The following is a 24,626-nucleotide window of genomic DNA, read 5'->3' on the forward strand; positions in this document are numbered from 1 at the left end:
TCACGCGTTCGGACACTTCACAAGGGAATGGGGAGCCTCCCCTTCACCGCCCGCGCCACGCTGATGCTTCGATCAGCCCGGCGGGCTTCGATGGAGGGAGCCGCAGACGGCGGCCGAGCACCCCGAACGGAGCACGCCACGATGTCCCAGCACCGCCGGTCCGCATGCTGCCTGGTCCCCCTCGTCACCGGCGCCCTGCTGCTGCTCGCCGTCTTCGCGCTGCTCCGGTACGGCGGCGACCTGGGCAAGGCCTGGGCCATCACCTACCGCGGCGCCAGCTCCTCCGGCAGAGCCGTGCGGGCCGACTACACGGACTCCGCGGGCCTGCGCGATCCTGCTGGACGGCTCGAAGGTCCTGGCCGAGGGCCGCTCCCCCGCCGCCGGGCGGCCCGCGGTCTGCACCGCCGGCGTGGACAGGTAGCCGCCGGACCGCGGCCCGCGCCGGATCAGGCCGGGCCGGATCAGGCCCGGCCGGATCAGGCCCGGCCCGGCGGGATCAGGTCACCGGCGCCTTTCCGCGCAGCACCGTCAGGAACTCCCGCATCCAGCGCGAGTGGTCGGGCCAGGCGCGGGCCGAGACCAGCGTGCCGTCGACCACGGTCTCGGAGTCCTCGAACTCCGCCCCGGCCGCCTTCATGTCCAGCTCCAGCGCCGGGTACGCGGTCACCCGGCGCCCGGACAGGCTCACGGCCGCGGCCGTGATCAGCGCGCCGTGGCAGATCTGCGCGATCGGCTTGTCCGCGCCGGCGAAGGCGGCCAGGATCCGCCGCACCTCGGGGTCGTTGCGCAGGTACTCGGGGGCGCGGCCGCCCGGCACGACCAGGGCCGCGTACTCCTCCGGCACGACGTCGGCGAACGCCACGTCGGCCGGCCAGGTGTAGCCGGGCTTCTCGGTGTAGGTGTCGAAGCCGTCCTCGAAGTCGTGGACCACGAACCGCAGCTTCTTCACCGCCGGCGCCGCGATGTGGACCTCGTAGCCCTCCTCGCGCAATCGCTGGTACGGGTACATGACCTCCAGCGACTCGGCCGCGTCGCCGGTCACGATGAGGATCTTCACTGCCATGGGCTGCTCCCGGGAGGAGTGTTCACGGTACGGGGGTTCGCGCTCGGCCCGGCCCCGCCGGGCCACCGCTACCCTGCCCGCGCCGCGGCGGTCGCACACACGAAGGTCCGCACGCCCGACACATGGCCTTTACCTGCACGGCACATGACAATGTGAGCCTCGCTCTGCCACCTGACACCCCGCCAACACCCCATGGCGGGGACGGTGTTTGTGGAGAGGAACCCCCACGTCATGAGAATCTCCCGCCTGACCCCCTGGGCCGCCGGCCTCGCGGCGGCCGCGCTGTTCGCGATACCGGCGGCCGCCTCCGCGGGCCAGGACCGCACCGCGGCTCCCGGCAACGCCCCGGCCGCCGCGGCCGCCACCTCCGTGGACGCGTACTACGCCGCCGCCGAGGGCAAGACCGGCGCGGCGCTGAAGACCGCCCTGCACGACATCATCAAGGTGCAGTCCAAGGTGAGCTACGACGGCGTGTGGAACGCGCTGAAGGTCACCGACCAGGACCCGGCGAACCCGAACAACGTCATCCTCGTCTACTCCGGCCGCTCCCAGTCGAAGTCCACCAACGGCGGGGACCCCAACGACTGGAACCGCGAGCACGTCTGGGCCAAGAGCCACGGGAACTTCGGCACCGCCACCGGCCCGGGCACCGATCTGCACCACCTGCGCCCCGAGGACGTCACGGTCAACAGCACGCGCGGCAACAAGGACTTCGACCTGGGCGGCGGCCCGGTCAGCGAGGCCCCGGGCAGCCGCACCGACAGCGACTCCTTCGAGCCGCGCGACGCCGTCAAGGGCGACGTCGCCCGGATGCTGCTCTACATGGCGGTGCGCTACGACGGCGGCGACGGCTTCGCCGACCTGGAGATGAACGACAAGGTCAACAACGGCACCGCTCCGGCACACGGCCGGATCAGCGTGCTGAAGCAGTGGAACCGGATGGACCCGCCGGACGCCTTCGAGCAGCGCCGCAACCAGGTCATCTACGACACCTTCCAGCACAACCGGAACCCGTTCATCGACCACCCGGAGTGGGTCGACTCGATCTGGCCCTGAGTCCGTTCGCCCTACGGCAGGTAGATCTCGTCGAGGGTGTCGATCGCCCCGTCGGCGCCCAGGTGGTAGTGGAACAGACGGCCCGCGTCGGGATGGGCGACCACCCAGTCGATGAGCTGCTGAAACGCGATCTTCTTGGGCGTCGAGCCCTCGGTGATCGGGGCGGTGGCGGTGATCTCGGCGGTGTCCGCGATCGGGATGAAGGTCTCCTTGCCCACCGGTTCGAAGAAGGCACCGTCCCCGGGCGTGCCGCAGGTCCAGTTCCCGTGCCGGACGATCAGGTTGTGCGAGCCGCCCTCCGGGGTGTAGCGGTTCACCTCGATCAGGTCGGGCGCGATCGGCATCTTGTGGTCGCAGGTCGCGCTCGGCACCGGGGAGGCCGGCTTCTTCGTCGCCGTGGGCTTCGCAGCGGACTTCGAAACCGAGGGCGTCGGGGTCTTGGCCGTGGCGGAGGGGCTGGCGGGGGCCGAGGAGCCGGCCGGTCCGGCGGCGCTCGGCGATCCGGCGGCCCCGCCCGCCGCGCCACCCGGCCCGCAGGCCGTCAGGGCCAGCGTCGCGCTCACCGCCACGGCGGCGAGCGCCGCACGCCCCGGGGTCGTGCGCGGGCCGCGTACCGCTCGCATGGTCGTCTCCCTCTGCCTGGTCGAAGTACGAGGGCAACCTAGCGTGCGGGTTTCGGCCATGGCGATGGCCGGAAGGCGATCGTCACCGGTCCGGCATCCAGCCGTTGCGGATCGCGGACCTTCGTGGGCTTCAGAGCCGGTCGGCGAGGGCCTTGAACGCGCTCCAGTCCAGTGCGGGCGTGCGCGAGTCCCAGACCTTCTGGGAGAGCGCGGCCAGCGGAAGCCTGATGCCCGCCGCGACCTGGGCCGCCGTCTGGGCGCCGGCCAGATCGCACCAGACGGCGAGGCGGGCGCCCAGGATCTGCTTCCCGTACGCGGCCGGGACCGCGGTGGTGCCGCGCAGCACGAGCGGGGTCCACTGCTCGTAGATCCGCCGGCCGGTGGGGTACGTGAACTGGTTCGGCTCGCCGAGCACGTAGTACAGGTACTCGTCGTTGAGGTTCACCACCTGGCGCCCCTCGCGCAGGTACTCCAGCGGCGGGCGGGCGCCGATCTCCTTGCCGGTCCAGTACTCGGCCTGGATGTCCTCGGCCGCGGTGGCCACCCCGCCGGTGAAGAAGCCGTCGTTCCAGGCCTTGAGAGCCTTGCCCGACGGCCGGACCACGGCCGCGCGGTCGTTCAGCCAGCCCGTCGCCAGGTCCTGTACGCGGGCGGTCGGCCCGTACCGCTGCCGCGCGGCGGTGGCGAGCTGGGGGAAGGAGGTCTGCGGGTCGCGGTAGACCAGCGCCTGGTACTCGTCGGCGCCCAGGTGCCAGGCCCCGCCGGGGAACAACGGCAGGTACTCGCGCAGCAGTTCGTCGATGAGTTTCGCCGCCGCCGGATCGGAGATGTCCACCGCCCCCTTCACCGCCCTGCCCTGTACGTCGCGCAGTTGCAGGCCGGGGTGGGCCGCGAGCACCGCGCCGAGGTGTCCGGGCGAGTCGATCTCCGGGACGACGGTGATGTGCAGGCGGGCGGCGAGGGCCGTGATCCCGCGCACCTCGGCCTTGGTGAGGTGCGGGGTGGAGACGATCTCGGGGTGGGTGTCGGACTCGATCCGGAAGGCCTGGTCGTCGGAGAAGTGCAGGCCGAGCTGGTTGAGTTTGAGGTCGGCCATCTCGCGCAGCCGGTCCTCGATCCAGCCGGGGGCGAAGTACTTGCGCGCGATGTCTAGGTTCAGGCCGCGCTGGGGTTTGGCCGGGGCGTCGCGCACGGTGCCCTCGGGGGCCGAACCATCGCCCTGGACGGCCTGTTTGAGGGTGCGGGTGCCGTAGAAGACCCCGGCCTCGTCGGGCCCGGTGACGCGGACCCCGCCGTCCTGGACGGTGAGCGTGTACGACTCGGGCGGCCCGGACTTCGCGTCGTCGAGGGAGAGTTCCACGTCGCCCGGGCGCGGGGCCGTCGACTCGGCGTATCCGATGCGGAGTTCACCGGCGAGCAGTCTGCCCTCGTCGGCCAGGGCGGCCTTGTCGTCCTGCGGGACGACCACGCGGGAGTCGGGGGCGGGTTTCCAGCCGGGCCCCCGGGCGGGGACGTGCTCCCGTACGGCAGGGATGGTCCGCGGTGCCGTGGAGAGGGGGTACGTGCGCGTCGGCGAGGGCGTGGGGGCGGCTTCGGGAGCGGCCTCGGAGGCGGGGTCGGCGCTGCGGTCGGCGGGAGCGCCGGTGCCGGGCGCCGGGGTGGGCGCGGCCGGGGCGGCCGGCGAGCGGGGTTCGTCCGAGGCGGCCGTGCAGCCGGGGAGGGCGAGGGTGACCAGCGCGGCGACGGTTGCCGTCGCGATGACGTGGACCCTCCTGCGCTGCCTCGGATTCCGCATCATGCACCTGTGTCCCCCGTACCAACGTGGCACGCGGGACGCGGGCGCGCGACCGGGGGGCTCAGCGGGGGACGGCGACGGGCGCGGATCGGGCGTCGGGGGCGGGCGCCGTGCGGGACACGGGAACCGTTCAGCGCCTTCCGGGGGCCACGCGCCAGAGGGCGAAGGAGCAGGTCCCCAGGATCAGCCCGTTCAGGACGGTCGGCAGGACCGCCCACGCGTTCAGGACGAGGTTCCCCACGAGAAACAGCAGGATGTTCACGCACACGAACTCGAGCCACGCCCGGAAGACCCGCGGTCGCGGTCGCGTCGCCACGTTCGCCAGCGCCGCCACCAGGGCCACGACGAGGATCGAGAGGCCCCGCCCGGGCGTGAACCAGTGCGCGGCGCGGCTCCACGGCAGCAGGAAGGCTCCCGCCCAGACGAGGGCGAAGCAGACCCCTGCGCGCAGCAGGAGGGCCCGGCCCGTACGCGTCCAGCGGACGGGCGGGGCGGGCGGGACGGGCTGCCGGTCCGGCGGGGCCGTCGTCGACGCGCCCCGGGCCCGCGGCGCCGGTACCCGCGCATCCGGCGGCTGCGGACCGGGTGGCCGGGGCACCCCGGTCCGGGGCGCGGTCTCGTCTCCGCGCGCGACGGGCTCCAGGGCGGCCAGGGCCTGTTCGGCGGTGGCGCGGCGGGCCGGGTCCTTGGTGAGCAGCGCCGCCAGTACGTCCGCCAGCGGGCCGGCCCGCTCCGGGGTGCGGGGTTCCTGGGTGGCGATGGCGATGCACAGGGCCGTGAACGTCTCGGCGGAGAACGGCGCGACGCCCTCGACCGCCCCGTACAAGGTGGCGCCCAGCGCCCACAGGTCGGTGGCGGGGGTCGGCGGCTTGCCCTCGAGCTGCTCGGGGGCCAGGTAGGCGGGCGTGCCGAGAATCGTTCCGGTGTGGGTGAGCGACGTGGTGGCGTCCGACATGTGCGCGATGCCGAAGTCCGTGATGATCACCCGGTCGTCCATGAGCAGCACGTTGTCGGGCTTGAGGTCCCGGTGGACGATGCCGGCGGCGTGGGCCCGCCCGAGCGCCTTGAGCAGCTTGACGCCGATCTCGGCGACCCGCCGCGCGGGCAGGCGGCCCTCGCACGCCACGGCGGCGGCGAGGGAGGTGCCCGTCACGTACTCCATGACGATGGCGGGCGCGCCCTCGTGCACGACCACGTCGTGGACCGTGATGATCCCCGGGTGGTTGAGCCGGGCGGCGGCCCTGGCCTCGCGCATGACGCGCTGGAGGAGGACCTCGCGCTGGGCGTCGCCCACTCCTTGAGGGAGCGTCACCTCCTTGACGGCGACCTCCCGGTCGAGCGTCCCGTCGCGGCCCCGCCACACGCGCCCCATGCCGCCCTGGCCTATCAGCTCCAGGAGCTGGTACCGACCGCCGACCAACGCCCCGCTCACCTCTGCCACAGGGGACACCTTAGGCGGTGTCCCGACGGTCAGGACGAGCGCGGCGAGAAGGGCACCGAGGGCGACGCCGACTTCGCGCCCGGGCTCGGGGAGCCCGGGGACGTGCCCGTCGGGCTCACGGAGGCCACCGGGGTCGGCGGGGAACTCTCCGACGGGGACTGCGACTTCGTCGGCCCCGGCGACGGCGTCTGCGAACCCGGGGACGAGAGCGATGGCGCCGGCGGGGGCGTGGGCGAGACGAGCTCGGGCGGCGCGGCCGGCGGCACCGGGCGGACCGGTGCGTCGTCCGGGGCGAGGACCAGGTACCCGGCCAGAGCGGCGGCCGCCACCCCCAGCCCGGCCAGGGCGAAGGTGAGCCGCCGCAGCCGTGGGACGGCCACCCGCGGACCGGGCGGCTCGGCGGGCCGCAGCGCCCGCACGGTGACCTCGGCCGCACGGGCGTCCAGGGCCTGCCGCAGCCGCCGCTCGACGGGGCGTTCGCCGTCGTGCGTCGTGGGCGTCATATCCGTCCCTCCAGAATCCGCTCCAGCGCGTCCAGGCCGCGGCTCGCGTTCGACTTCACCGCTCCCCGGCTGATCCCGAGGGTGGTGGCGATCTCCGCCTCGCTTAGCTCGGCCCAGTACCGCAGCACCAGGACCTGGCGCCGGCGCGGGCTCAGCCGGCCGAGCGCGGCCAGCACCTCGCGGTGCGCCTCGTCGAGCACGACGGATGCCTCGGCGGACGGTACCTCGGCCGCCGCGGGCGGGGTCCAGGCCCGCACCGTCCGCCTGCGGCGCAGCACGGAGCGCGAGGTGTTGACCACGGCGGTGCGCAGGTAGCCCAGCGCGTTGTCGACCTCGGTGATGTGCTCGCCGTGGCGGCGGTACAGGGCGGTGAAGGCGTCCTGGACCACGTCCTCGGCGGTGGCCAGGTCGTCCACGAGCAGCACGGCCAGCCGCACCATCCGCAGCCGGTGCGCGTGGTAGAGCGCGGAGACGGTGGGCGGCGGCCCGAGATCGCCGTGGCCGGCGAGGTCGTAGGTGTACGAGGAGCCGTACGCGGTCTCGTACGAGGTCCCGTACGCCTGCCCGGGCACGGGCGGGGCCGAGCGGTCGCGGCGCAGCAACGCCCACAGGCCCCGCCACGCCCGGTCGAGGACGGGCATGGCGGGGCCGGCGGTCGGTACGAGGTGAAGCACGGGTTTCCTCAGCCGTTGACGCGGCGCCGTACGGCGTACAGGGTCCCGGCCCCGGCGGCGACGAGGACGGCGGCCCCGGCTCCGAGCGCGGCGGTGGTCGCGGAAGATCCAGTATGCGCGAGCTCGGAACCCTCGGCCGCGACGGGGGCGGCGGCGGGGGCGGAGACGCTCGGCGCCGCGCTCGGCGTCGCGGTGGAGGGCGCCTTGGGCGCGGCGCTCGGCGAGGCGCTGCCCGGCACGCTGACCGACGGGGTCGGCTTCACGCCGTCGGCGGGCGCCTTGGGCGCCGCGCTCGGCGAGGCGCTGGACGCGGGGGACGGAGAGGCGGGGGCCGCGGAGCCCCCCGCGGCGGAGGCCGGTCCGGCGAGGGCGACGACGGCCCCGGCGGCGGCCGCGGTGACGACAGCCCGGCGGACGGTGCGGGGGAGGCGCTTCAGGTTCTTCACAGTGGTTCTCCACGGTCGGGACGAGGACGCGGGACTGCGCCCTTCACCCCCGCACGACGCGCGACCCCCGCCGAGGTTGCTTCTCATCGGAAAAAACTTTCAGCGCCGTGCCCAGCGTGGCGACGCCTTCCTCGATCTCGCTCACGGAGCCGGCCGCGTAGCCGAGGATCAGGCCCGGCGGGCCCGGGCGCATCCGGTGCCAGGACAGGGGATGGGCCTTGACCCCGAGGTCCAGGGCGGCCGCGGCCAGGTCGGTGTCCGCGAAGCGGGCGCCGTCGAAGGTGACCATGAGGTGCAGGCCGGCCGCCGCTCCGTGCACCCGGGCCCCGGGCAGCCGGTCGGCGAGGGACCGCAGCATGGCGTCCCGGCGGCGGCGGTGGCGGCGCCGGACGAAGCGCAGGTGCCGTTCCAGCTCGCCCGAGTCCATCAGCCGGGCGAGGACGAGCTGGGCGAGGACCGGGTTGCCCAGGTCGGCGTGGCGCTTGGCCTCGGTCACCGCGTCGCGCAGCCGCGGCGGGACCAGCAGCCAGCCGAGGCGCAGCGCGGGCGCGAGGAGTTTGGAGACGCTCCCGGCGTAGCAGACGCCCTCGGGGAGCAGGGCCCGCAGCGCGGGGACGGGGGCGCGGTCGTAGCGGTGCTCGGCGTCGTAGTCGTCCTCGATGACCAGTCCTCCGGCGGCCGCCCAGCCGAGCAGGTCCCGGCGGCGCTCGCCGTCCAGGACGACCCCGGTCGGGAACTGGTGTGCCGGGGTCATCAGGACGGCCCCGGCCCCGCTCGCGCGCAGGGCGGCCACGTCCAGCCCCGCCTCGTCCACCGGTACCGGTACGGTCTCCAGCCCCCGGTACTCCAGCTGCTGCCGGGCCCCGAGGGAGCCCGGGTCCTCCACCGCGATGCGCCGTACGCCCTCCTCGCGCAGGACGTGGGCGAGGAGGGCGAGGGCCTGGGCCACGCCCGCGACGATCACCACCTCGTCGGGGTCGGCGCGGATGCCGCGGTTGCGGGCGAGCCATCCGGCGACGGCCTCGCGCAGCGCGGGGGCGCCCTGCGGGTTGCCGTAGCCGAAGTCGGCGGGGGTGAGTGCGGCGAGGACCCGGCGTTCGGCCTGCAGCCATGCCGTGCGCGGGAAGGCGGTGAGGTCGGGGGCCCCGGGCGAGAGGTCGATGCGGCAGGGCACGGCGCGCAGGGCGTCCACGAGCCCCCCGCGTTCCGGGGCGGCCGTGGGGGCGGCCGCCGGGGGCGGTGCGGCGACCACGACGGTGCCGCCCCGGCCGCGGCCGGACACCTGGCCGCTCTCCGCGAGCCGCTGGTACGCCTCGGTGACCAGCCCCCGGGAGACGCGGAGCTCGGCGGCGAGCACGCGGCTGGCGGGGAGCCTGCTGCCGACGGCGAGGGTGCCGTCGGCGATGGCGGCGCGGAGCCGGCCCGCGAGCCATTCGGTGCGGCCGCCGGGCGGAGCCGCACCGATGTCGAGCTGGAGGAAGTCCGACCCGGTGGGGCTGCCGGAACCGTCTTTGGACCCCTGGCCGGCGCCCTCTTTGGACCTGCTCATGGGTCCATTGTGGTCGCAGGCTGGTCGGTATGAACACGAACCCCTCCACGCGCTCCGGCGGCGTGCGCGACCTGCTCCCCGGTGTCGCCGGGATGGCCATGGTCGGCAGCAGCGTCACCGTCTCCCGCTCCCTCGTCGACGCCCCGCTCTTCGCCGTCCAGGCCGTCCGGTACGCCGGAGCCGCGCTGCTGCTGCTCGCGCTGGCCCGTGTCGCCCGGGTGCGGATCCTGCGCCCGCGCGGCCGGGAGTGGCTGTGGCTGGCCGGGATCGCGGCGACGGGGCTGGTGCTGTTCAACGTGGCGGTCGTGCGCGGGGTGGCGCATGCCGAACCGGCCGTGATCGCCGTCGCGGTGGCCTCCGTACCGATCCTGCTGGGGCTGCTCGGCCCGCTCCTGGAGGGGCGGCGGCCCAGCCGGCAGGTGCTGCTGGCGGCGCCCGTCGTGGTGGCGGGCACCGTGCTGGTCGAGGGGTCGGGACGGACGGACGCCACCGGGGTGGCCTGGGCGGCGGTCGCGCTGGGCTGCGAGGCCGGGTTCACGCTGCTCGCGGTGCCGGTGCTGCGCCGGCACGGCGCCTGGGGGGTGTCGGTGCACGCGGTGTGGATGGGGGCGGTGATGTTCGCGGGGCTCTCGGCGGTCTTCGAGCGGCCCTCGGAGCTCGGATCGGTGACCTCGACGCAGTGGGCTGCCGCCGGTTACCTCGCCGTCGTGGTCACCGCGGTGGCCTTCGTCCTCTGGTACCGGACGGTGGCCGCCGTGGGTTCGGGCCGGGCCGGGCTGCTGACCGGCGTCGCGCCCATCAGCGCCGCCGGCGCGGGGGTCCTCGCGGGAGGCGGGGCACCGGGGCCCACGGTGTGGCTGGGCCTGGCCGTGGTGATCGCCGGGCTCGCGGCGGGGCTCCGCCCGCCGCGGCCGCGCCGCCCCGCACCCGTGGACCTTCCGGTGCGGGAGCCCGCGTCCCCTTGAGGGCGCCCGGCCCGGTGGATCACAATCCGCAGATGCCGACGCCCCCTCACCCGACGCCCCCTCACCCCGTGCCCCCGTACAGCAGTTGGATGCGGTACTTCTCCCCCACCCCCAACCACGTCCGGCTCGGCCTGGTCTGCCTGGGCGTGGGCGTGCAGGAGGGAGTGCTGCCGGTCGTCGGACCGCGTGCGCTCGACCACCACGTCGCCGTGGTGGTCACCCGCGGCCGGGGCTGGTTCAGCCACGGCGGCCGGCCGCCGCAGCCGGTGACCGCGCCCGCCCTGCTGTGGCTGGTGCCCGGGGTGGAGCACCACTACGGGCCCGATCCGCGGACCGGATGGGACGAGTGCTTCGTCGACTTCTCGGGGGCGGGCGTCGCCGCCTACACGGACCTCGGCTACGTCACCCCGGACGACCCGGTGGTCGCACTGGGCGGGACGGCCGGGGTGCGGCACGTGGTCGACGGGATCGTACGGGCCGCGCGGCGCGGCGGGCCGCTCCTGGACGTGGAGGCGGCGGCCGCCGTGCACACGCTGCTGGTGACCCTGCGCTACGCCCGCGCCGAGGTGTCCCCGCACGGGGACGCGGTGGTGGACGCCCTGGCGCGGGACGCCCTGCTGCCGATATCGGTGGCCGAGCACGCCGCCCGGCTCGGGATGCCGCTGCCCGAACTGCGCGGGGCGGTGCGGCGCAGTACCGGCGAGGGAGTCAAGGAGTACCTCCTCGGGATCAGGCTGAGCCGGGCGAAGGAGCTGCTGGCCCGCACCGACCTGCCGGTCGCGGGGATCGCCCGGCGGGTCGGGTACGAGGATCCGGCCTACTTCAGCCGGCTGTTCAGCCGCCGGGTGGGCGTGTCCCCCGTCCGGTTCCGCGCCCAGCAGTCGGCCCGGGGCCCCGCCCGCTGAAACTCACGGCCGGTAGCCGATGTTGAGCTCCGCGACGGAGGTCCACGCGTTGCCGCCCACCTCACTGGTCGCCTTCAGCCTGACGTAGCGCGCGGTGCGCGGTGTGAAGGAGACGTCCTGCTGGGCGGCGGTGTTCGGGAAGGTGCCCGAGGCTGCCGCGGTCCCCCAGTTCACCCCGTCGGTGGAGGTGAACACCTGGTAGCCCGCGATGCGTCCGTTGGACTGCGCCTGCCGGGGCAGGTAGTGCAGGGCCGAGACGTCGTACGAGGCCCCGAGGTCGAGGGTGATCTCGTGCGGCATGGGCGCGGTGGCCGCGTACCACTGGGTGTGCCAGATGGTGGCGGGGTCCCCGTCCAGGACGTTGGCGGCGCTGCCGTTCTCCCCGGCGGTCTCCTGGCTGTCGACCGCCTTCACGCTCATCTGGCCCTGGGGCACCAGGAGTTCGCCGCCGCTTCCGGTTCCGAGGTCGTCGACCGTCAGATCGTCGAGGATCAGGTCGGCCTCGTTGTGGGAGCCCTCGGGGGTGGTCTTCCGTACGCCGATCCAGGCGTCGGCCCCGGCGGTGAAGGTGGTGGTGAAGGTAGTGGGCGTACGGGCCTGGCCGAGGGCGGTGGCGGTCTCGGTGGAGCCGGATCCGGTGACGAACTGGTAGTCGCCGCTGAATCCGCTCTCGTAGGCGAAGCTCACCTTGTAGGAGCGGCCCTGGGTCAGGCGCAGCGTCTGCGGGAGGGTGCGGTAGACGAGTCCGGTGCGCTCCTCGTGCGATTTGAGGGAGTTCTGCCCGCCGATCACGTCGTCGACCAGCTTCCCGTTCCAACCGGCCTGGGTGTAGGGGGCGTTGCGCTGGGCGATGTGCGTGCGCGGGTCGGTGGCGGAGCCGCCTGCGCCGCCGAAGGCGAAGGGGCCCCAGCCGGCGTCCACGTTCTCGAAGTCCTCGGCGAACCAGTGGCCGCCGAGCGGCGTGCGCGCGGAGGGGACCACGCGGACGTCGTCCAGGTAGACGGTGCCGGTGCCGCTGCCGGCGGCCGCCGACAGCCTGAGGACGGCCGTGGACTGCCCCGCGGGGACGTCGAAGAGCACCTTCATGCGCTGCATCTTCGTGCCGTTCTTCTCGCTGCCGCCGAGGCTGTTGGCCAGCGGTGAGGAGTCCGCGTACACGGACGCGGGGCTGCCGCCGGCCGGGGTGACGGTGAGGGTGGCGGCCCGGCCGGCCGGGGTGGAGACCCAGACGGAGGCGGCATAGGTGCCGGGGCTGAGACCGGTGAGCTGCTGGGAGACGGCGGGGGTGGTGCCGGGGGCGAAGGTCAGCTCGCTCTGGCCCTGGGCGTTGCGGGCGACGGCGGCGCCGGTCCCGGTGACGGTCCAGGCGTTCAGGTCGCCCGCGTAGAAGGAGGGGTCCTTGACCGGGGTGCCCTCGCCCCACTTGGGGTCGGCCTGGGCGGGGGCCGCGCCGTTGGTGACGACGTACGCGGCCTTGGCGGTGGCGTTCAGGGTCACGGTGCCGCCCGGGCCGACGGTGAGGTCGCCGACGAGCCGGCGCCCGGTGTCGGTGAGCTGGTACAGCTTGGGCGCGCTCCAGCCGGCGGGCAGGGTCCAGGTCGTGGAGCCGCCCTTGTCGTTCCAGTGGTAGAGCTTGCCGTCGCGGGGCAGCAGGTAGGCGTCACCGGACAGGACGGTGCGGCCGCCCGTGGTGATCTGACGCTTGTTGCCGGCGGTGGTGACGGCGGTGCCGTTCGCGAGGGTGACCGTGTCGGCGGTCCACTTCACGATCGGGGACTCCTGGAGGTACTTGGTCGGCAGGTTGACCCCGAAGGTGGTGGTCTGGAAGGCCGTGAAGTCCTTCTTGCCCTGCCAGCCCTCGTAGGCGGTGACCTCGGCGCCGCCGAGCAGCGGGTTGCGGGCGATCCAGTCGTCCTTGGCGTGGTTGGCGATGAACCGGGCGATCTTGGAGTTGATGCCCTTCAGGTCGGTGCCGCCGTAGTTGACGTCGGCGGCCCAGTGGTGCCAGAGGGACTGCTCGGTGAGGGTGTTGGGGAACTCCGTGGTCAGCTGGAGGCCGAGGCCGGAGATCTCGCGCTGGAGCTTGCGGGAGACGTAGCCGTCGCCGTACCAGACGTCCACGTACAGGAAGTCGAGGCCGGGGGCGGCGGTCTTGAGGTCCTGGAGGCGCTTCAGCCGGCCGCCGGACTGGCCGTCCTTGCGGGTGTCCACGTAGTAGGACTGGTCGAGCCAGTCCCAGCCGAGCCCGCCGCTCTGGTGGGCCGGGTCGAAGGTGGCGGAGACCGGATACTCCTCGGTGGCGTTGACGTGCACCCCGAAGTCGGCGTTGTAGGCGTGCCCGGCGGTGGTGAGGGCGTTCAGGTCGACGGCGCCGCCCAGTTTGGAGCCGATGTTCTTGTAGTCCATGTGCGCGGAGTCGTGGCCCTCGGAGGCGTAGCCCTTGAGGAGGACGAACTGCCCGAGGCCGTCCGTGGCGAGGCTCACCCGCTTGGTCTCGTCGAGGGTCTGCGCGAACGGATGGGTGGCCTGGGAGGCGAAGTTGAAGGGGATCCGCTGCACGACCCGGTCGGCGGTCTGCTGCCAGCCGGTGGGCGGGGTCCAGATGTCCCGGTGGGCGACGGCGGCGTCCTGCCAGTCGACGACGGAGTCGGCGTTGCGGTCGGCCGTGATCGCGATACGGGCGTACGGGAGCGGCTCGGTGTCGGTGTCGGCGGCGCCCGCCGCCCGGTAGAGCCAGGCCCCGCTCCACAGGCCCGCGCGGCGGTAGGAGCCCTTGTCGGTGACGCGCTTCGCGATCCGGCCGTTCTCGCGGGCGGTGCCTCCGGAGGGCTGGTCGTAGAGGGAGTTGGAGTCGATGGCGGCGGCCAGCCTGCCGGTGTTGGCCAGGCCGTACATCACGGTGGTCGCGGCGGGGTCGACGGGGGTGTTCGCGGTCACGGCCGTGAAGGTGTCCCCGGTGCCCGTCGTCGCGGTGTGCATGTTCGCGGTGGCGAGGGCGGCGCCCGGCTGGTCGCTGCGGACGCTGACGAGGTGGTGCTCGGGGATCGCGAGGCTGCGTACGCGCAGCGCTGCGGTGTCCTCGATCGCGGTGACCTTGAACTCCACGGTCGAACCAGCCACCGAGATCCGGGATCTGATGGTCACTCCGGAGAAGGCGAGCGCGTAGTCGACGCCGGAGGCGGAGGGGGTCGAGGTCACGGTCGGCGTGTAGGCCGTCCCGTTGACGAGTACGGTGCTCAGCGCGTCCTCGTTGCCGTGCAGTACGTCCCCACTGGCGCGCCGGGTGTAGCTGATGACGCGCGGGAATCCGCTGTCCACGCTGACGGACAGCTCGGGCGAGGTGATCGTCACGGGCGCGGCCGCCGCTGCGGGGGCGGCGGGCCCGGCCACGACCAGCGTGGCGACCAGACCGGCCACCGCGGCCGCGGCCGGCCAGAGGGGCCTGAGCGGCCAGAGAGGGGTGCGCATGGGGCCTCCGGGAGTCGGCGCTTCCTTGGCGGAAGACCGCTCACGGCAGGGGCACCCCGAGCGGTCCGCTCACTGGTCTGACAGCTTGCGGACCGGGGCGGGCCAAACCCATGGACAAAGCGGAGCGCCGTCCTGGACTTACGTACCGGGTGCGCGTCCGGACCCGGTCAGGTGGAGGCCGGGACCAGGACCACGGCCGTCCCGTACGCGCACACCTCGGTCCCGACGTCGGCGGCGTCCGTGACGTCGAAGCGCATCATCAGCACGGCGTTCGCGCCCCGCGCCTTCGCCTGCTCGATGAGCCGCTCCATGGCCTGGTTGCGGGTCTCCACCAGGGTCTTGGTGAGGCCCTTCAGCTCGCCGCCGATCATCGACTTCAGGCCGGCGCCGATCTGGCTGCCCAGGTGGCGGGAGCGCACGGTGAGGCCGAAGACCTCGCCGATGACCTGCTCGACCCGGTAGCCGGGGACGTCGTTGGTGGTCACGACGAGGATGCCGGTCTCGTGCGCCCCGGGACCGCCGCCGTACTCTTCGATTCCCATGGCGCCCACTCTCGCCCGGTCCGCCGCCGCCCGCATCCGGAGGCCGCCGGGGGTCCGCGTCAGCCGGTCCGGGTGACCACGCCGCACTCGTGGGCCAGGACCACGGCCTGGGCGCGGCTGGACAGCTCCAGCTTGCCCATGCAGCGGTGGACGTGCGTCTTGACGGTGGCGGCGCTGAGGAAGAGCCGCTCGGCGATGTCGGCGTTCGAGAGGCCGGCTCCGACCAGGCCGAGCACCTCGCGCTCGCGCGGCGTCAGGGTGTCCAAGGCCGGGGTGGGCGGAGCGGGCCGCGACGGGGACGGCGTACGTGTCGATCAGCCCGCGCAGCGCGCCGGGACTGAACAGCATCTCGCCGGCGTGCACCGTGGAGATGGCGGCGAGCAGCCGGTCGGGCGGGGTGTCCTTGACGAGGAAGCCGCTGGCGCCGACCCGGAGCGCGCGCACCACGTACTCGTCGGAGTCGAAGGTGGTGAGCACGAGCACCTTGGGCCCGCCGTCGGCGCCCTCCCCGCCCGCCCGGCCGGCGGCCACGATCCGTTCGGTGGCGGCGATCCCGTCGGTTCCGGGCATCCGGATGTCCATCAGGACCACGTCGGGCCGGGTCTCGGCGGCGAGCCGGACCGCCTCCTCCCCGTCCTCGGCCTCACCGACGACCTCGTAGCCGGGGGCGGCGGTCAGCAGCGCGGTCAGTCCGGACCGGATCAGGAACTGGTCATCGACGACGAGTACGGACGGCATCGGCGTCCTCCCCTCCCGGCCGGGGCACGGGGACCCGCAGACTGACTTCGAAACCGCCCCCGGGGGCGGGCGCGGCGGTCACCGTGCCGTGGTAGATCGTCGCCCGCTCGCGCATGCCGATCAAGCCCTGCCCGGCGGTCTTCCCGGGGCCGGGCGGCGCGTGGGCCGGCGTCCGCCCGCTCCCGGCGTCCTTGACCCGGACCCTCACCTCGTCGGCGCCGTAGTGGACCCGGACGGTGGTGGGCGCCCGCGGGGCGTGCTTGATCACGTTGGTGAGGGCCTCCTGGACCACGCGGTAGGCGCACAGGTCGATCCCCGGCGGCAGCTCGTACGCCGTTCCCGTGACCCGTACGTCCACCGGCACCCCCGCCTCCCCCACCCGTTTGGCCAGCTCGTCCAGCCGGCCGAGCCCCTGCACTTCGCCGCCGGTCCCGTCCGGTCCGGGCTCCGGCCCCTCCGCGCGCAGTACGACCAGCATCCGCCGCATCTCGGCCAGGGCCTCGCGGGCGCTGTCGCCCACGGTGTCCAGGGCCCGGCGGGCGGTCGGCGGGTCGGAGGCGAACACGTAGGAGGCCAGCCCGGTCTGCACGGAGATCACCGAGACGTGGTGCGCGATGACGTCGTGGAGTTCGCGGGCGATCTGGATGCGCTCCTCCATGACGGCCCGGCGGGCCTTCTCCTCCTGCTCCAGCCGCAGCCGCCGGGTGAGCTCGCGCAGCCGCCGGGAACCGTCGCCGGCGACCCAGCACACGATGGTGGTCACCGTCACGAAGCCCACGCTGAGCGCGCCGATGCCCGGCTCGGCCAGCCGGGTGCCCCACAGGAGTACGACCAGGGTCCCGGCCGCGCAGCGGACCGAGACCCGGCGCGGGCACAGGGAGGCCACCGTGTAGAGGGCGAGGGCCAGTCCGCAGACGGCGACGACGTGGTAGTAGCCGAGGGTGAAGTAGGTGGCGACGCAGGCGCCGGTGCTGACGAGGATGGCGACGGGGAACCGGCGGCGCAGCGCGAGCGGCAGGTAGACGGCCGCGAGCAGGCCGTAGGCCAGCGCGTCGGTGTCCCGCCAATAGCCGTTCGGGTCCGGCCAGTTGCGGAGCATGGTGGACGAGATCCAGAGCGAGCCGACGGCGTACACGATCTCGCCGGCCACGGGAAGCGCGGCTCGGAGCCGGACCGCCGCCGGATGTGTGGCCACGTGCACGTCAACCCCCTTGTGTACACCCATGGTTGTACAGGGTGCACACCCTGTGGGGTAGGCGGATTTCAACCCGCGGATGGGCGCGCCCGATGCCGGCCGGACCGTACGTTGTCCACGTCGGCCCACCGGCCGGCACCGGCCCAGTCCCCCCGGGGCCCCGCGGCGCGGCCGTGCCCGTTCGGGGGCGGGCACGGCCACGCACGCCACCGGCCCGCCGCGCCGGGCCGCGGATTGGGCATATCGGGCTAAGCGGCGGTGCGCCACCGGAAGGGTCGGCTCCGTCCTCGCCATAGTCGTCCGTGGCAACCGCCCGGTTGCCGACCCGTGCCGTGTACGGCGGCCGGGCGGACGTCTTCGTAGAGGAGCCGGCTCATGCTGAAGCCCACCAGGACCATCCTCGCCCTCGCCGCCGGCGGCCTGGTGCTCGGCCTCGCCGGTGCGGGCACCGCGGCCGCGGAGGACGACGGGTTCCAGACCTCGGCCCGCGCCGTCGGAAAGGTCGTCTCCAAGGGCCCGCTGAAGGTCCGCAGCGGGCCGACGACCCGCTCGCAGGCCGTCGGCCAGGTGAAGCCGCACAGCAAGGTCGAGATCTGGTGCAAGAGGCACGGCGAGAGCGTGGACGGCAACGACATCTGGTACCGCCTGGCCGAGCGCAACGGCGCCGCGGAGAACGGCAACTCCGAGCACGGCGACTCCGAGAACGGCAACTCCGAGCACGGCGACTCCGAGCACGGCGACTGGCAGGACGGCTCCCGTCCGGACGACCGCCTGGCGTACGGCGAGGAGCGCTGGGTCTCCGCCCGCTACGTCCAGAACATCGGCCGGGTGCTGCTCTGCCCCTGAGCCGTCGGCTCGCCGCGGTCAGTCCTGCGGGCGCACGGCGCGCGGTCCCACGCACCGCGCGCCGTGCGCCCGTACCCGCGTCCGCAGCTCGCGGTCGGCCGTGACCACCACGACGCCGCGCTCCGCGTGGGCGGCCGCCAGCTCCACGATCCGGTCGTCGCCGCTCCCCGGCGCCGGGTCCACCCGTACCCCGGGAACGGACTCGACGCCCCGGGCCGCGCCCTCGACGACGAGGATGATCTCCTCGCCGGCGTCGCGCGCGGCCAGCCGGTCGCGCAGCCGCTCGGCCGCGCCCCGCCTGTCCCGCCACCAGCCGTCGGGTACGGAGCCCACGACGTTCGCGGCGTCCACGATCAGCACCGTCATGCCCGTTCCCCTGCGCCCCTAGAAGTCGCCGTAGTTGACCTGCCAGGTGGGCAGGCCCATCCGGCGCCAGACCGCGACCACCCGGTCCCGGTCGTCGAGCGACACCCGTACCGCGTACCGGTGGCGCACGTGCGCGTCGAACAGCTCGGCCTTCACCACGTCGTCGCGGCGCTGGTCACCGGCGGCGCGCATCCACAGTTCGTCGTACGGCACTTCGTGGCGCGCGAGCCAGGATTCGGTCTGCGGCCGGAACTCCTCGCTCCGCCCCGACAGCAGCACGATCGTATCGCCGTCGGCGCGCCGGAAGGCGTCCAGGGCGTGCCGGACCGGCTCGTTGAGCAGGTCGAGCTCGCAGCGCGTGAAGTCGTAGGGCCCCCGGTCGCCGGTCAGCGCGAGGGTGCCGTCTATGTCGCACATCACCGCGGCGGGCAGCGAGGGATCGGCGACGTACTCCGTCACCGGGGGCACGGCGGCCGTGCCGGAACCGCCGTTCATCCACTCCGAGGTCAGCCGCCAGCCGCCCTTGCGGGCCTTCTGGTGCTTCTCGGAGAGGACCCGGATGATCTCTTCGCCGACCTGGCGCTCCCGGGCGGCGTCCCGGCGCAGGCACTCCTCCAGCGGGACATCGGTGAAGTCGTGCACGACGAAGGTCGCGAGGCCGCCGACCGCCGCCTTGAGCCGCTTGGGGATGTGCTTGGTGAGGTGGGTGTTGTCGACGACCACGTCGAAACCGCCGTCGACCGCCGCGCGGACCGCCGCGTCCTGGACCGCCAGCACCGTCTGCTCGTGCGCGAAGCTGCGGCCCCGCTCGGGGTCCGGCAGGTCGAGCATGCTGCGCAGGTCGTCGAGGTTGACGCGGCGCATGCGCCCGCCGGCCTCGGCCTGGAGGGCGCGCGCGGCCGTGGTCTTGCCGGAGGCCGGCAGGCCGGTCATGACGTGCACGACGGGCAGCCGGTCCGCCTCGGCGGCGACCTCGGTCGCCGCAGCGGCAGCGGCAGCGGCCTCCGTCATGGGTACGGGTACGGGTGTCTCCTCGGACACGGGTCAGTTCTCCTCGTCGTTCGTGTAGGGGTCGGAGGCCTCGGGCCGGACGAACCGCCAGACGACCAGGTCCGTGGACCTTCCGTCCAGCCGCAGGAACATCGCGGCGCGGATCCCGCGGTCGGGCAGCTCCCGCACGGCGCGCGCGAAGGCACCCCGGTCGGCGGCGAGGTGTACGAGTCCCGCGTACGCCTCGTCCACCGCGCGCTCGCGCCGCTCGGCCTCCTCCTCGAACCGGGCGATCAGCTCCCGCACCCAGGTGTCGAACTCGTCGGGCACCTGGTCCAGCAGCACGTCGAGCGGCTTGCCGCCCGAGGCCTCGATCTCGGCGACCGTGCAGCCGAGGCCCTGCGCGAGCTGCTTGGCGGGCAGGCCGGCGAACCGCTGGATGCCGTGGGCCCGCCAGATGTCCCGCTCGGTGACCTTGGTGAGCACCCGGTGGAGCCGCACGTACTCGGACAGCTTCGCCTTGGCGCGGACGCCGGAGGCGAAGCGCAGCACGAAGCCCTCCGCGTCGGTACCGGTCGCGGCGGCGCCGCCGGGCAGCGTGTTGGACTCGGTCAGCGCGATCAGCTCGCCCAGCGGCATGGCGGGCCACACCGTGACGACGGAGCCGATGCCCTCCCAGTGGGCCGCGGCCTCGGCGAGCGGGACCTCGGTGCCGTCCGTGCCGAAGGCGGCGAGGAGGACGAGGTCGCGCCGGTCGCCGTAGTCGACGACGATGCGGTTGCCCGGGTACAGGATCTCGGCGAGGTAGGTGACGCCGGGGCGCAGTGCCGCCGTGTCCTTGTCGTCGAGCCGGCGCTGGGCCCAGGTGGCCTGCGCGCTGATGAAGGACCCCTTGGAGGCCACGCGCCAGCGGCCCGCGTAGTGGAAGACCACGGCGAGGCTGCCGTCGACCTTGTCGTACACCTCGAACGGCTCGTCGGGGAGCGCGGGGGCGTAGGGCCGGCCGGACTCGTGCTCGCTGACGTTGAAGAACTTCGGCAGCGGCAGCGCGACGATCGCGCCGGTGGTGTCGTCGGCGACGAGGCCGCGGCAGCGCGTGGTGACCTGGTTCCAGACGTGCTCGTACTGGGCCGTCCGCGTGTACGTGTAGATGGACAGCGGCAGTTCGGGGTGCGTCTTGCGGGTCACGTAGCCGGCGTCGATCGCCTGGTCGAGCGCCTGTGCGGGCAGCAGGTCGTGCAGAGTCAGGGTCTCCTGGCTCATGGGTTCCTCCCGGTTTGAGATGCGTCATTCTGACGCGCGGGAGGGTCTGCCCGGTAGTCAATTATGCCTGGTCACGGCTCCGCCCAGGCGGTTGATGTCGGCAGGGCGCAGGATGTGCCCCGGGATCTCGGTGCCGGGTGTGGCAACCGCGATCATGGCGCGGCCGAGGGCCTCGGAGGGGATGACGAGGTTCGGGGCGACCCGGCGGACCAGCGGGATCAGCGGCGCGGTGACCGCGTACAGGGCCCGGTAGAGCCGGGTCTTGGAGGGCACCCCGCGCACGGGCTGGACGATGCCGGGGCGGAACATGTAGGCGCGGAAGGGGAGTTCGAGCAGGTCGTTCTCGGTCTTCCCCTTGACCCGGGCCCACATGGACCGGCCTCGCTCGGTGCTGTCCGTGCCCTCGCCGGAGACGTAGACGAAGGTCATCCCGGGGTTGGCGGCGGCCAGCGGCCGGGCCACCGCGAGCGTCAGGTCGTAGGTGACGCGCCGGTACGCCTCCTCCTTCATGCCGACGGAGGAGACGCCGAGGCAGAAGAAGGCGGCGTCGTAGTCGGCCGGGTCGACCCCGGCGGCGGCGAGGTCGGACGGATCCCGCTGGACTCGCTCGCGGAGCTTGGGGTGGGTCACGCCGAGCGGGGTGCGTCCGATGGCGAGCACGCTCTCGACGGAGTCGTCGCGCAGGCACTCGCGCAGGACGCCCCGGCCGATCATTCCGGTCGCGCCGAAGAGGATGACGTTCACATGACCAGCGTAGGTCTCGATCAGTGCGAGATGCAGAGTTCGTTGCCCTCGGGGTCGGCGAGTGTCGTCCACACGGAGGGGCCCTGGCGGCCCTCGTGGAGGTGGGTGGCGCCCTTGGCGAGGAGCCGTTCCACCACTGCCCGCGGGTCGTCGTCTCCGGTACGGACGTCCAGGTGCACCCGGTTCTTGACCGTCTTGGGGTCGAGGACGTACTGGAAGAGCACGCGCGGCGCCCGCTCCAGCCCCTCCGGGTGACGGATCCCGGCACCCGCTTTCCAGACGAGGGTGCCGCGGTGGGTGGTGGTGTCCTCGTCGGTCGCGCGGCCGGCGGCGATCATGCTGCGGATGAACTCCTCGTCGCTCGGCTCCACTTCCCATCCGAGGGCGTCGGCCCACCAGTCGGCGAGGGTGTGCGGATCGGGCGAGTCGATGGTCACCTGGAACGTGTAAGCCATGCCGGGACCCTACTGAGGCGCCCCCGCTCCCGCCACCGGAGCGACCGCGTAGTGGGAGGCGACGGCGGGCTGCCCGGTGTAGTTGGGACCGGCGGCCGGATCCGCGCCGACGTACCGGAAGGGGAGCCGCACGGTGCGGGGGCCGCGCAGGGAGACCAGATGGCGGCGCGCGTCGTAGCGGAACCCGGCCGCGCGCAGCGCCGCCACCGCGGCCCGGCCGGCCGGGGCCCCGTCGGCCAGCCGCAGCGAGAGGGGGTCGAGGTGGCCGATCAGCAGCCCGTCCGGGGCAAGCCAGGAGGCCGCCCGGGCGAGCAGCCCGAGCTGGTCGCCCACGTAGTGCAGGCCGTGGACGCAGGTGATCAGGTCGTACGTGCGGGGCGGGGACCACTCCGCGACGGAGGCCACGAGCAGTTCCGGCCCGGCCGGTGCGGGGGCCGGGACGAGGGGGCCGACGAGGTCGACGCCCGTCAGGACGGAACCGGCGGGCAGCCGGGAGCAGGCCTCGCGCAGGGCCCGGCCCTCGCCGCTGCACAGGTCGAGCCACGAGGGCGGGGCGGAGCTACGGTCGGCGGCGGCCGTGAGGTGGGCCACCGGGTCGAGGCCCAGTTCGCGGGCGTAGCTGTTGACCCCGGCCAGGCCCCGTTCTCTGTTCATGCTGTTGTTCGCTACCACCGCGGTGCGTTCCAGCTCGTGGGCGGGGAGGAGGTGAGGCGCCGTCATCAGGGCATGGTGCCACGGCCCGGCGGCCGGGTGGCCGGGCGGCGGGAGAGCAGCATCGCGGCGCAGGTCAGCAGGCAGGCGCCCACCGCGATCCAGAGCAGTACCTCGCCCAGCGGGCGCAGCCACGCGATGCCCGCCGGCTCCGCGACGGAGAGGCAGGCGGTGGCCGTCATGCCGAGCGGGAAGACGGTGGACCAGCGCCGGATGTCGTACCGCGGCCGGGGGTGGCGCAGTTCGGCCCCCAGGAGGACCACGTACCAGGCGAGCGACAGGGCGAGCAGGGTCAGCGTGACGATACGGAGGGCCTCGTGCGCGGGGCCGGTCCATACGGGAGACGCGGTGAGCTTGGAACCGGCGAGGGCCGAGATGGACAGCGCCCCGCCCGCCACCCAGTGGTCACCCGCGCCGCCCGCCACCTCGCGCAGGTCGAATCGGAGCAGGGCGGCCAGGTAGAGCACCAGGCCGAGGAGGAAGAACCCCAGTGCCGCCTGGGCCAGCCAGTCGTGGTGGCCGGCCGCGGCGAGGGTCGCCGCGAGGACGGCGACGCCCTGGGTGGCCACGCAGACGAGGAAGGCCACCCCCGGCATGCGCCGCCGCCAGTGCCTCAGGACGTGCAGCAGCAGCCCGGGCCAGACCGCGACGGCCAGCGCGAGCAGCGCCGCGGCCACGGTCTGCCAGCCGAGCGCGGAGAGCCGGGTGCCGAGCACGGTGGTGGCGGCGACCGCGGTCAGGGCGGGCGGGGTGTCGGCCTCGGCGCGGAACCGCCGGCGGTCGCCGAGCAGCCGGGCCGTGAAGTCCGCGGCCAGGACGAGCCAGAGCGCCCCGGCGACGGCCAGCGCCGCCAGCGACAGCGCCTCGTGCCCGGTCAGGTGCAGGCCGAGGGAGATGACGCCGGTGGCCATGACGGCGGCTCCCGCCGCCGGAGGGAGTCCGGCCCACCAGGCGCGGCCAGGAAAGGGGCTCACCCCTCCAGCGGACCCCACCGGCCGCCGTGCCGCCAGCGGACGGCGCGGATGGGCCACGCCGGCCCGACGGGCCCGCGGTTCGCGCGGCGTGGACGCGTACGGGCCGGACCGGGGACTTCCGCCATGCTTGGAACGGCCGGAAATGCGCCGCCGTTCAGGGAGTAACGAGAGATGTGGTCGTCGATGTCCACCGCCGCCTTGCCGGCCGCGGACAGGTTCGAGTGGTTTTCCGACATGGTCGCCGGCACGCTGGAGCCCGTGTCGATCAGCGTCGAGGATCCGGGCGCGTTCCGCGCGGAGGTCGCCGTCGCGAGCCTGGGCGCGGCGGTGCAGGTCTCGGCCTTCTCCTACTCCTCGCTGCACTCGCGGCGCACCCCGGCGCTCATCCGGCAGGGCGACCCGGAGCAGTACCAGCTGGGGCTGGTGACGAGGAGTCCGATGTGGATGTCCCAGCGCCGCAACGAATCGGGGCTGGTCGTCGGCGACATGATGCTGTGGGACACCTCCTACCCCTGGGAGGCGGGCGCCCCGGCCTCGGGCGAGATGGTCCGGGCCGTCATCCTCCAGCTCCCCAAGGCAGCTCTGCCGCTGCCCGCCGGAAAGGTGGAGCGGCTGCTCGCCCAGCGGATCCCGGGCGAGCGCGGGATGGGCGCGATCCTGAGCCGGTTCATCGGCTCGCTGGGCGCGCACGCCGCCGAGTGCGGGCCGCAGGAGCTGGCCCGGCTGGGCTCGATCGCCCTCGATCTGGCCACGGCCTGCCTGGCCGAGCACGTCGACGCCTACGAGGAGCTGACCGGCGAGGTCCGCGACCAGGCGCTGCGGGAACGGATCAACGCCTTCATCGACGACAACCTCGGCAGCCCCGAGCTCACTCCGCAGGCCATCGCCGCCCGCCACCACATCTCGCTGCGCCGCCTGCACCTGCTCTTCCAGGAGGAGCCGGAGAGCGTGGCGGCCTCCGTACGCCGCCGCCGGCTGGAGCGCTGCCACGCCGACCTGCTCCGCCCGGAGGCGTCCGGACGGCCGGTCCACGCGATCGCCGCCCGCTGGGGCTTCACCAACGCCGCCGCGTTCAGCCGCGCCTTCCGCGAGACTTACGGGGTCACCCCCACCGAGCTGCGCAAACAGTCCGGTCAACACCGTTGCGCGCATGATCAAGAGACCGTGCGCGCAATGCACACACCGGGCCGGAGCCGGACCCTAGGCTCGTAGCGAGACGAGGATCACCGGTCTGTCACAGGGGTACGGATCGGCTGGTTCCGCGGACTGACGCGCTGCTGCGGCGGCGGGAGCGCGGGTCCGCACACGTCGCGA

At 74.0% G+C, this 24,626-nt stretch carries 23 protein-coding genes and 1 pseudogene; 5 read left to right on the top strand and 19 right to left on the bottom strand.

All coding sequences use genetic code 11. From position 1 onward, the window contains the following. Positions 1 to 496 precede the first annotated feature (496 nt). A complete protein-coding gene (locus AB0O21_RS06285; protein WP_365166863.1) occupies positions 497 to 1,063 on the bottom strand; it encodes a DJ-1/PfpI family protein in 567 nt (188 codons plus the stop codon). A gap of 231 nt (positions 1,064 to 1,294) precedes the next feature. Between AB0O21_RS06285 and AB0O21_RS06290 the strand changes: the two genes are divergently transcribed. Next, positions 1,295 to 2,119 carry an endonuclease gene (locus AB0O21_RS06290; protein ID WP_365166866.1) on the top strand — a complete coding sequence of 275 codons (825 nt, stop codon included), beginning with the start codon at positions 1,295 to 1,297 and terminating at the stop codon, positions 2,117 to 2,119. Between the two features lie 11 nt (positions 2,120 to 2,130). Here AB0O21_RS06290 and AB0O21_RS06295 read toward each other — a convergent pair whose 3' ends face one another. From AB0O21_RS06295 to AB0O21_RS06325, 7 genes are all read right to left on the bottom strand, one after another. Further along, positions 2,131 to 2,742 carry a hypothetical protein gene (locus tag AB0O21_RS06295; RefSeq protein ID WP_365166869.1) on the bottom strand — a complete coding sequence of 204 codons (612 nt, stop codon included), beginning with the start codon at positions 2,740 to 2,742 and terminating at the stop codon, positions 2,131 to 2,133. Between the two features lie 130 nt (positions 2,743 to 2,872). Then, complete coding sequence (locus AB0O21_RS06300; RefSeq protein ID WP_365166872.1) at positions 2,873 to 4,540, bottom strand: family 20 glycosylhydrolase; 1,668 nt, start codon at positions 4,538 to 4,540, stop codon at positions 2,873 to 2,875. Between the two features lie 127 nt (positions 4,541 to 4,667). Further along, positions 4,668 to 5,978: a serine/threonine-protein kinase gene (locus AB0O21_RS06305; protein ID WP_365166875.1), complete on the bottom strand. Its 1,311-nt coding sequence runs from the start codon at positions 5,976 to 5,978 to the stop codon at positions 4,668 to 4,670. Positions 5,979 to 6,007: 29 nt separating this feature from the next. After that, positions 6,008 to 6,481, bottom strand: a complete 474-nt coding sequence (locus tag AB0O21_RS06310) for a hypothetical protein (protein WP_365166877.1) — start codon at positions 6,479 to 6,481, stop codon at positions 6,008 to 6,010. Continuing rightward, complete coding sequence (locus tag AB0O21_RS06315; RefSeq protein ID WP_365166878.1) at positions 6,478 to 7,155, bottom strand: SigE family RNA polymerase sigma factor; 678 nt, start codon at positions 7,153 to 7,155, stop codon at positions 6,478 to 6,480. Before AB0O21_RS06315 ends, AB0O21_RS06310 begins: the two co-directional genes overlap by 4 nt. Before the next feature lie 8 nt (positions 7,156 to 7,163). Further along, a complete protein-coding gene (locus AB0O21_RS06320) occupies positions 7,164 to 7,601 on the bottom strand; it encodes an LAETG motif-containing sortase-dependent surface protein (protein ID WP_365166880.1) in 438 nt (145 codons plus the stop codon). 43 nt (positions 7,602 to 7,644) lie between these two features. Continuing rightward, complete coding sequence (locus AB0O21_RS06325) at positions 7,645 to 9,150, bottom strand: PLP-dependent aminotransferase family protein (protein ID WP_365166882.1); 1,506 nt, start codon at positions 9,148 to 9,150, stop codon at positions 7,645 to 7,647. Between the two features lie 29 nt (positions 9,151 to 9,179). Here AB0O21_RS06325 and AB0O21_RS06330 point away from each other — a divergent pair, with 29 nt between their 5' ends. Both AB0O21_RS06330 and AB0O21_RS06335 read left to right on the top strand, forming a co-directional pair. Further along, positions 9,180 to 10,115: an EamA family transporter gene (locus tag AB0O21_RS06330; protein WP_365166885.1), complete on the top strand. Its 936-nt coding sequence runs from the start codon at positions 9,180 to 9,182 to the stop codon at positions 10,113 to 10,115. Positions 10,116 to 10,204: 89 nt separating this feature from the next. Next, the gene (locus tag AB0O21_RS06335; RefSeq protein ID WP_365166887.1) at positions 10,205 to 11,020 is read left to right on the top strand and encodes an AraC family transcriptional regulator; all 816 of its coding nucleotides are present in this window, start codon (positions 10,205 to 10,207) and stop codon (positions 11,018 to 11,020) included. Positions 11,021 to 11,023: 3 nt separating this feature from the next. Here AB0O21_RS06335 and AB0O21_RS06340 read toward each other — a convergent pair whose 3' ends face one another. The 4 genes and pseudogenes from AB0O21_RS06340 to AB0O21_RS06355 all read right to left on the bottom strand — a co-directional run bounded on the left by AB0O21_RS06340 (position 11,024) and on the right by AB0O21_RS06355 (position 16,993). Further along, on the bottom strand, positions 11,024 to 14,488 hold the full coding sequence (locus AB0O21_RS06340; protein ID WP_365166889.1) for an endo-alpha-N-acetylgalactosaminidase family protein: 3,465 nt from the start codon (positions 14,486 to 14,488) through the stop codon (positions 11,024 to 11,026). 167 nt (positions 14,489 to 14,655) lie between these two features. Continuing rightward, positions 14,656 to 15,030, bottom strand: a complete 375-nt coding sequence (locus tag AB0O21_RS06345; RefSeq protein WP_365166892.1) for a YbjQ family protein — start codon at positions 15,028 to 15,030, stop codon at positions 14,656 to 14,658. A gap of 59 nt (positions 15,031 to 15,089) precedes the next feature. After that, a pseudogene (locus AB0O21_RS06350) lies at positions 15,090 to 15,768 on the bottom strand (response regulator transcription factor). Next, complete coding sequence (locus tag AB0O21_RS06355) at positions 15,743 to 16,993, bottom strand: sensor histidine kinase (protein WP_365166895.1); 1,251 nt, start codon at positions 16,991 to 16,993, stop codon at positions 15,743 to 15,745. Before AB0O21_RS06355 ends, AB0O21_RS06350 begins: the two are co-directional and overlap by 26 nt. Positions 16,994 to 17,338: 345 nt before the next feature. On the opposite strand from AB0O21_RS06355, the gene AB0O21_RS06360 reads away from it, so the two are divergent. Next, the gene (locus tag AB0O21_RS06360) at positions 17,339 to 17,809 is read left to right on the top strand and encodes an SH3 domain-containing protein (RefSeq protein WP_365166897.1); all 471 of its coding nucleotides are present in this window, start codon (positions 17,339 to 17,341) and stop codon (positions 17,807 to 17,809) included. 18 nt (positions 17,810 to 17,827) lie between these two features. On the opposite strand, the gene AB0O21_RS06365 is transcribed toward AB0O21_RS06360, so the two are convergent. The 7 genes from AB0O21_RS06365 to AB0O21_RS06395 are packed head-to-tail and all read right to left on the bottom strand — an operon-like array spanning position 17,828 to position 23,312. Beyond that, the gene (locus tag AB0O21_RS06365; protein ID WP_365166900.1) at positions 17,828 to 18,175 is read right to left on the bottom strand and encodes an NTP pyrophosphohydrolase; all 348 of its coding nucleotides are present in this window, start codon (positions 18,173 to 18,175) and stop codon (positions 17,828 to 17,830) included. A gap of 18 nt (positions 18,176 to 18,193) precedes the next feature. Beyond that, positions 18,194 to 19,216 carry an AAA family ATPase gene (locus AB0O21_RS06370; RefSeq protein WP_365166903.1) on the bottom strand — a complete coding sequence of 341 codons (1,023 nt, stop codon included), beginning with the start codon at positions 19,214 to 19,216 and terminating at the stop codon, positions 18,194 to 18,196. Positions 19,217 to 19,219: 3 nt separating this feature from the next. Next, a complete protein-coding gene (locus AB0O21_RS06375; protein WP_365166905.1) occupies positions 19,220 to 20,428 on the bottom strand; it encodes an RNA ligase in 1,209 nt (402 codons plus the stop codon). 57 nt (positions 20,429 to 20,485) lie between these two features. Further along, the gene (locus AB0O21_RS06380; protein WP_365166908.1) at positions 20,486 to 21,172 is read right to left on the bottom strand and encodes an epimerase; all 687 of its coding nucleotides are present in this window, start codon (positions 21,170 to 21,172) and stop codon (positions 20,486 to 20,488) included. A gap of 20 nt (positions 21,173 to 21,192) precedes the next feature. After that, the gene (locus tag AB0O21_RS06385) at positions 21,193 to 21,627 is read right to left on the bottom strand and encodes a VOC family protein (RefSeq protein ID WP_365166911.1); all 435 of its coding nucleotides are present in this window, start codon (positions 21,625 to 21,627) and stop codon (positions 21,193 to 21,195) included. A 9-nt stretch (positions 21,628 to 21,636) separates the two neighbouring features. Further along, the gene (locus tag AB0O21_RS06390; protein WP_365166914.1) at positions 21,637 to 22,347 is read right to left on the bottom strand and encodes a class I SAM-dependent methyltransferase; all 711 of its coding nucleotides are present in this window, start codon (positions 22,345 to 22,347) and stop codon (positions 21,637 to 21,639) included. After that, a complete protein-coding gene (locus AB0O21_RS06395; RefSeq protein ID WP_365166916.1) occupies positions 22,347 to 23,312 on the bottom strand; it encodes a tellurite resistance/C4-dicarboxylate transporter family protein in 966 nt (321 codons plus the stop codon). Before AB0O21_RS06395 ends, AB0O21_RS06390 begins: the two co-directional genes overlap by 1 nt. A 183-nt stretch (positions 23,313 to 23,495) precedes the next feature. Between AB0O21_RS06395 and AB0O21_RS06400 the strand changes: the two genes are divergently transcribed. Continuing rightward, positions 23,496 to 24,524: a helix-turn-helix domain-containing protein gene (locus AB0O21_RS06400; RefSeq protein ID WP_365166918.1), complete on the top strand. Its 1,029-nt coding sequence runs from the start codon at positions 23,496 to 23,498 to the stop codon at positions 24,522 to 24,524. The last annotated feature ends 102 nt before the right edge of the window (positions 24,525 to 24,626 follow it).

It is taken from the genome of Streptomyces sp. NPDC091371 (assembly GCF_040684275.1).
In the GTDB taxonomy this organism is placed as follows: Bacteria; Actinomycetota; Actinomycetes; order Streptomycetales; family Streptomycetaceae; genus Streptomyces.

Coding starts and splice junctions, on each gene's coding strand:
- AB0O21_RS06355 (WP_365166895.1), bottom strand. CDS start 16,993: ATGGGTGTACACAAGGGGGTTGACGTGCACGTGGCCACACATCCGGCG.
- AB0O21_RS06290 (WP_365166866.1), top strand. CDS start 1,295: ATGAGAATCTCCCGCCTGACCCCCTGGGCCGCCGGCCTCGCGGCGGCC.
- AB0O21_RS06325 (WP_365166882.1), bottom strand. CDS start 9,150: ATGAGCAGGTCCAAAGAGGGCGCCGGCCAGGGGTCCAAAGACGGTTCC.
- AB0O21_RS06335 (WP_365166887.1), top strand. CDS start 10,205: ATGCGGTACTTCTCCCCCACCCCCAACCACGTCCGGCTCGGCCTGGTC.
- AB0O21_RS06295 (WP_365166869.1), bottom strand. CDS start 2,742: ATGCGAGCGGTACGCGGCCCGCGCACGACCCCGGGGCGTGCGGCGCTC.
- AB0O21_RS06285 (WP_365166863.1), bottom strand. CDS start 1,063: ATGGCAGTGAAGATCCTCATCGTGACCGGCGACGCGGCCGAGTCGCTG.
- AB0O21_RS06400 (WP_365166918.1), top strand. CDS start 23,496: ATGTCCACCGCCGCCTTGCCGGCCGCGGACAGGTTCGAGTGGTTTTCC.
- AB0O21_RS06375 (WP_365166905.1), bottom strand. CDS start 20,428: ATGAGCCAGGAGACCCTGACTCTGCACGACCTGCTGCCCGCACAGGCG.
- AB0O21_RS06360 (WP_365166897.1), top strand. CDS start 17,339: ATGCTGAAGCCCACCAGGACCATCCTCGCCCTCGCCGCCGGCGGCCTG.
- AB0O21_RS06390 (WP_365166914.1), bottom strand. CDS start 22,347: ATGACGGCGCCTCACCTCCTCCCCGCCCACGAGCTGGAACGCACCGCG.
- AB0O21_RS06310 (WP_365166877.1), bottom strand. CDS start 6,481: ATGACGCCCACGACGCACGACGGCGAACGCCCCGTCGAGCGGCGGCTG.
- AB0O21_RS06330 (WP_365166885.1), top strand. CDS start 9,180: ATGAACACGAACCCCTCCACGCGCTCCGGCGGCGTGCGCGACCTGCTC.
- AB0O21_RS06340 (WP_365166889.1), bottom strand. CDS start 14,488: ATGCGCACCCCTCTCTGGCCGCTCAGGCCCCTCTGGCCGGCCGCGGCC.
- AB0O21_RS06385 (WP_365166911.1), bottom strand. CDS start 21,627: ATGGCTTACACGTTCCAGGTGACCATCGACTCGCCCGATCCGCACACC.
- AB0O21_RS06345 (WP_365166892.1), bottom strand. CDS start 15,030: ATGGGAATCGAAGAGTACGGCGGCGGTCCCGGGGCGCACGAGACCGGC.
- AB0O21_RS06300 (WP_365166872.1), bottom strand. CDS start 4,540: ATGATGCGGAATCCGAGGCAGCGCAGGAGGGTCCACGTCATCGCGACG.
- AB0O21_RS06365 (WP_365166900.1), bottom strand. CDS start 18,175: ATGACGGTGCTGATCGTGGACGCCGCGAACGTCGTGGGCTCCGTACCC.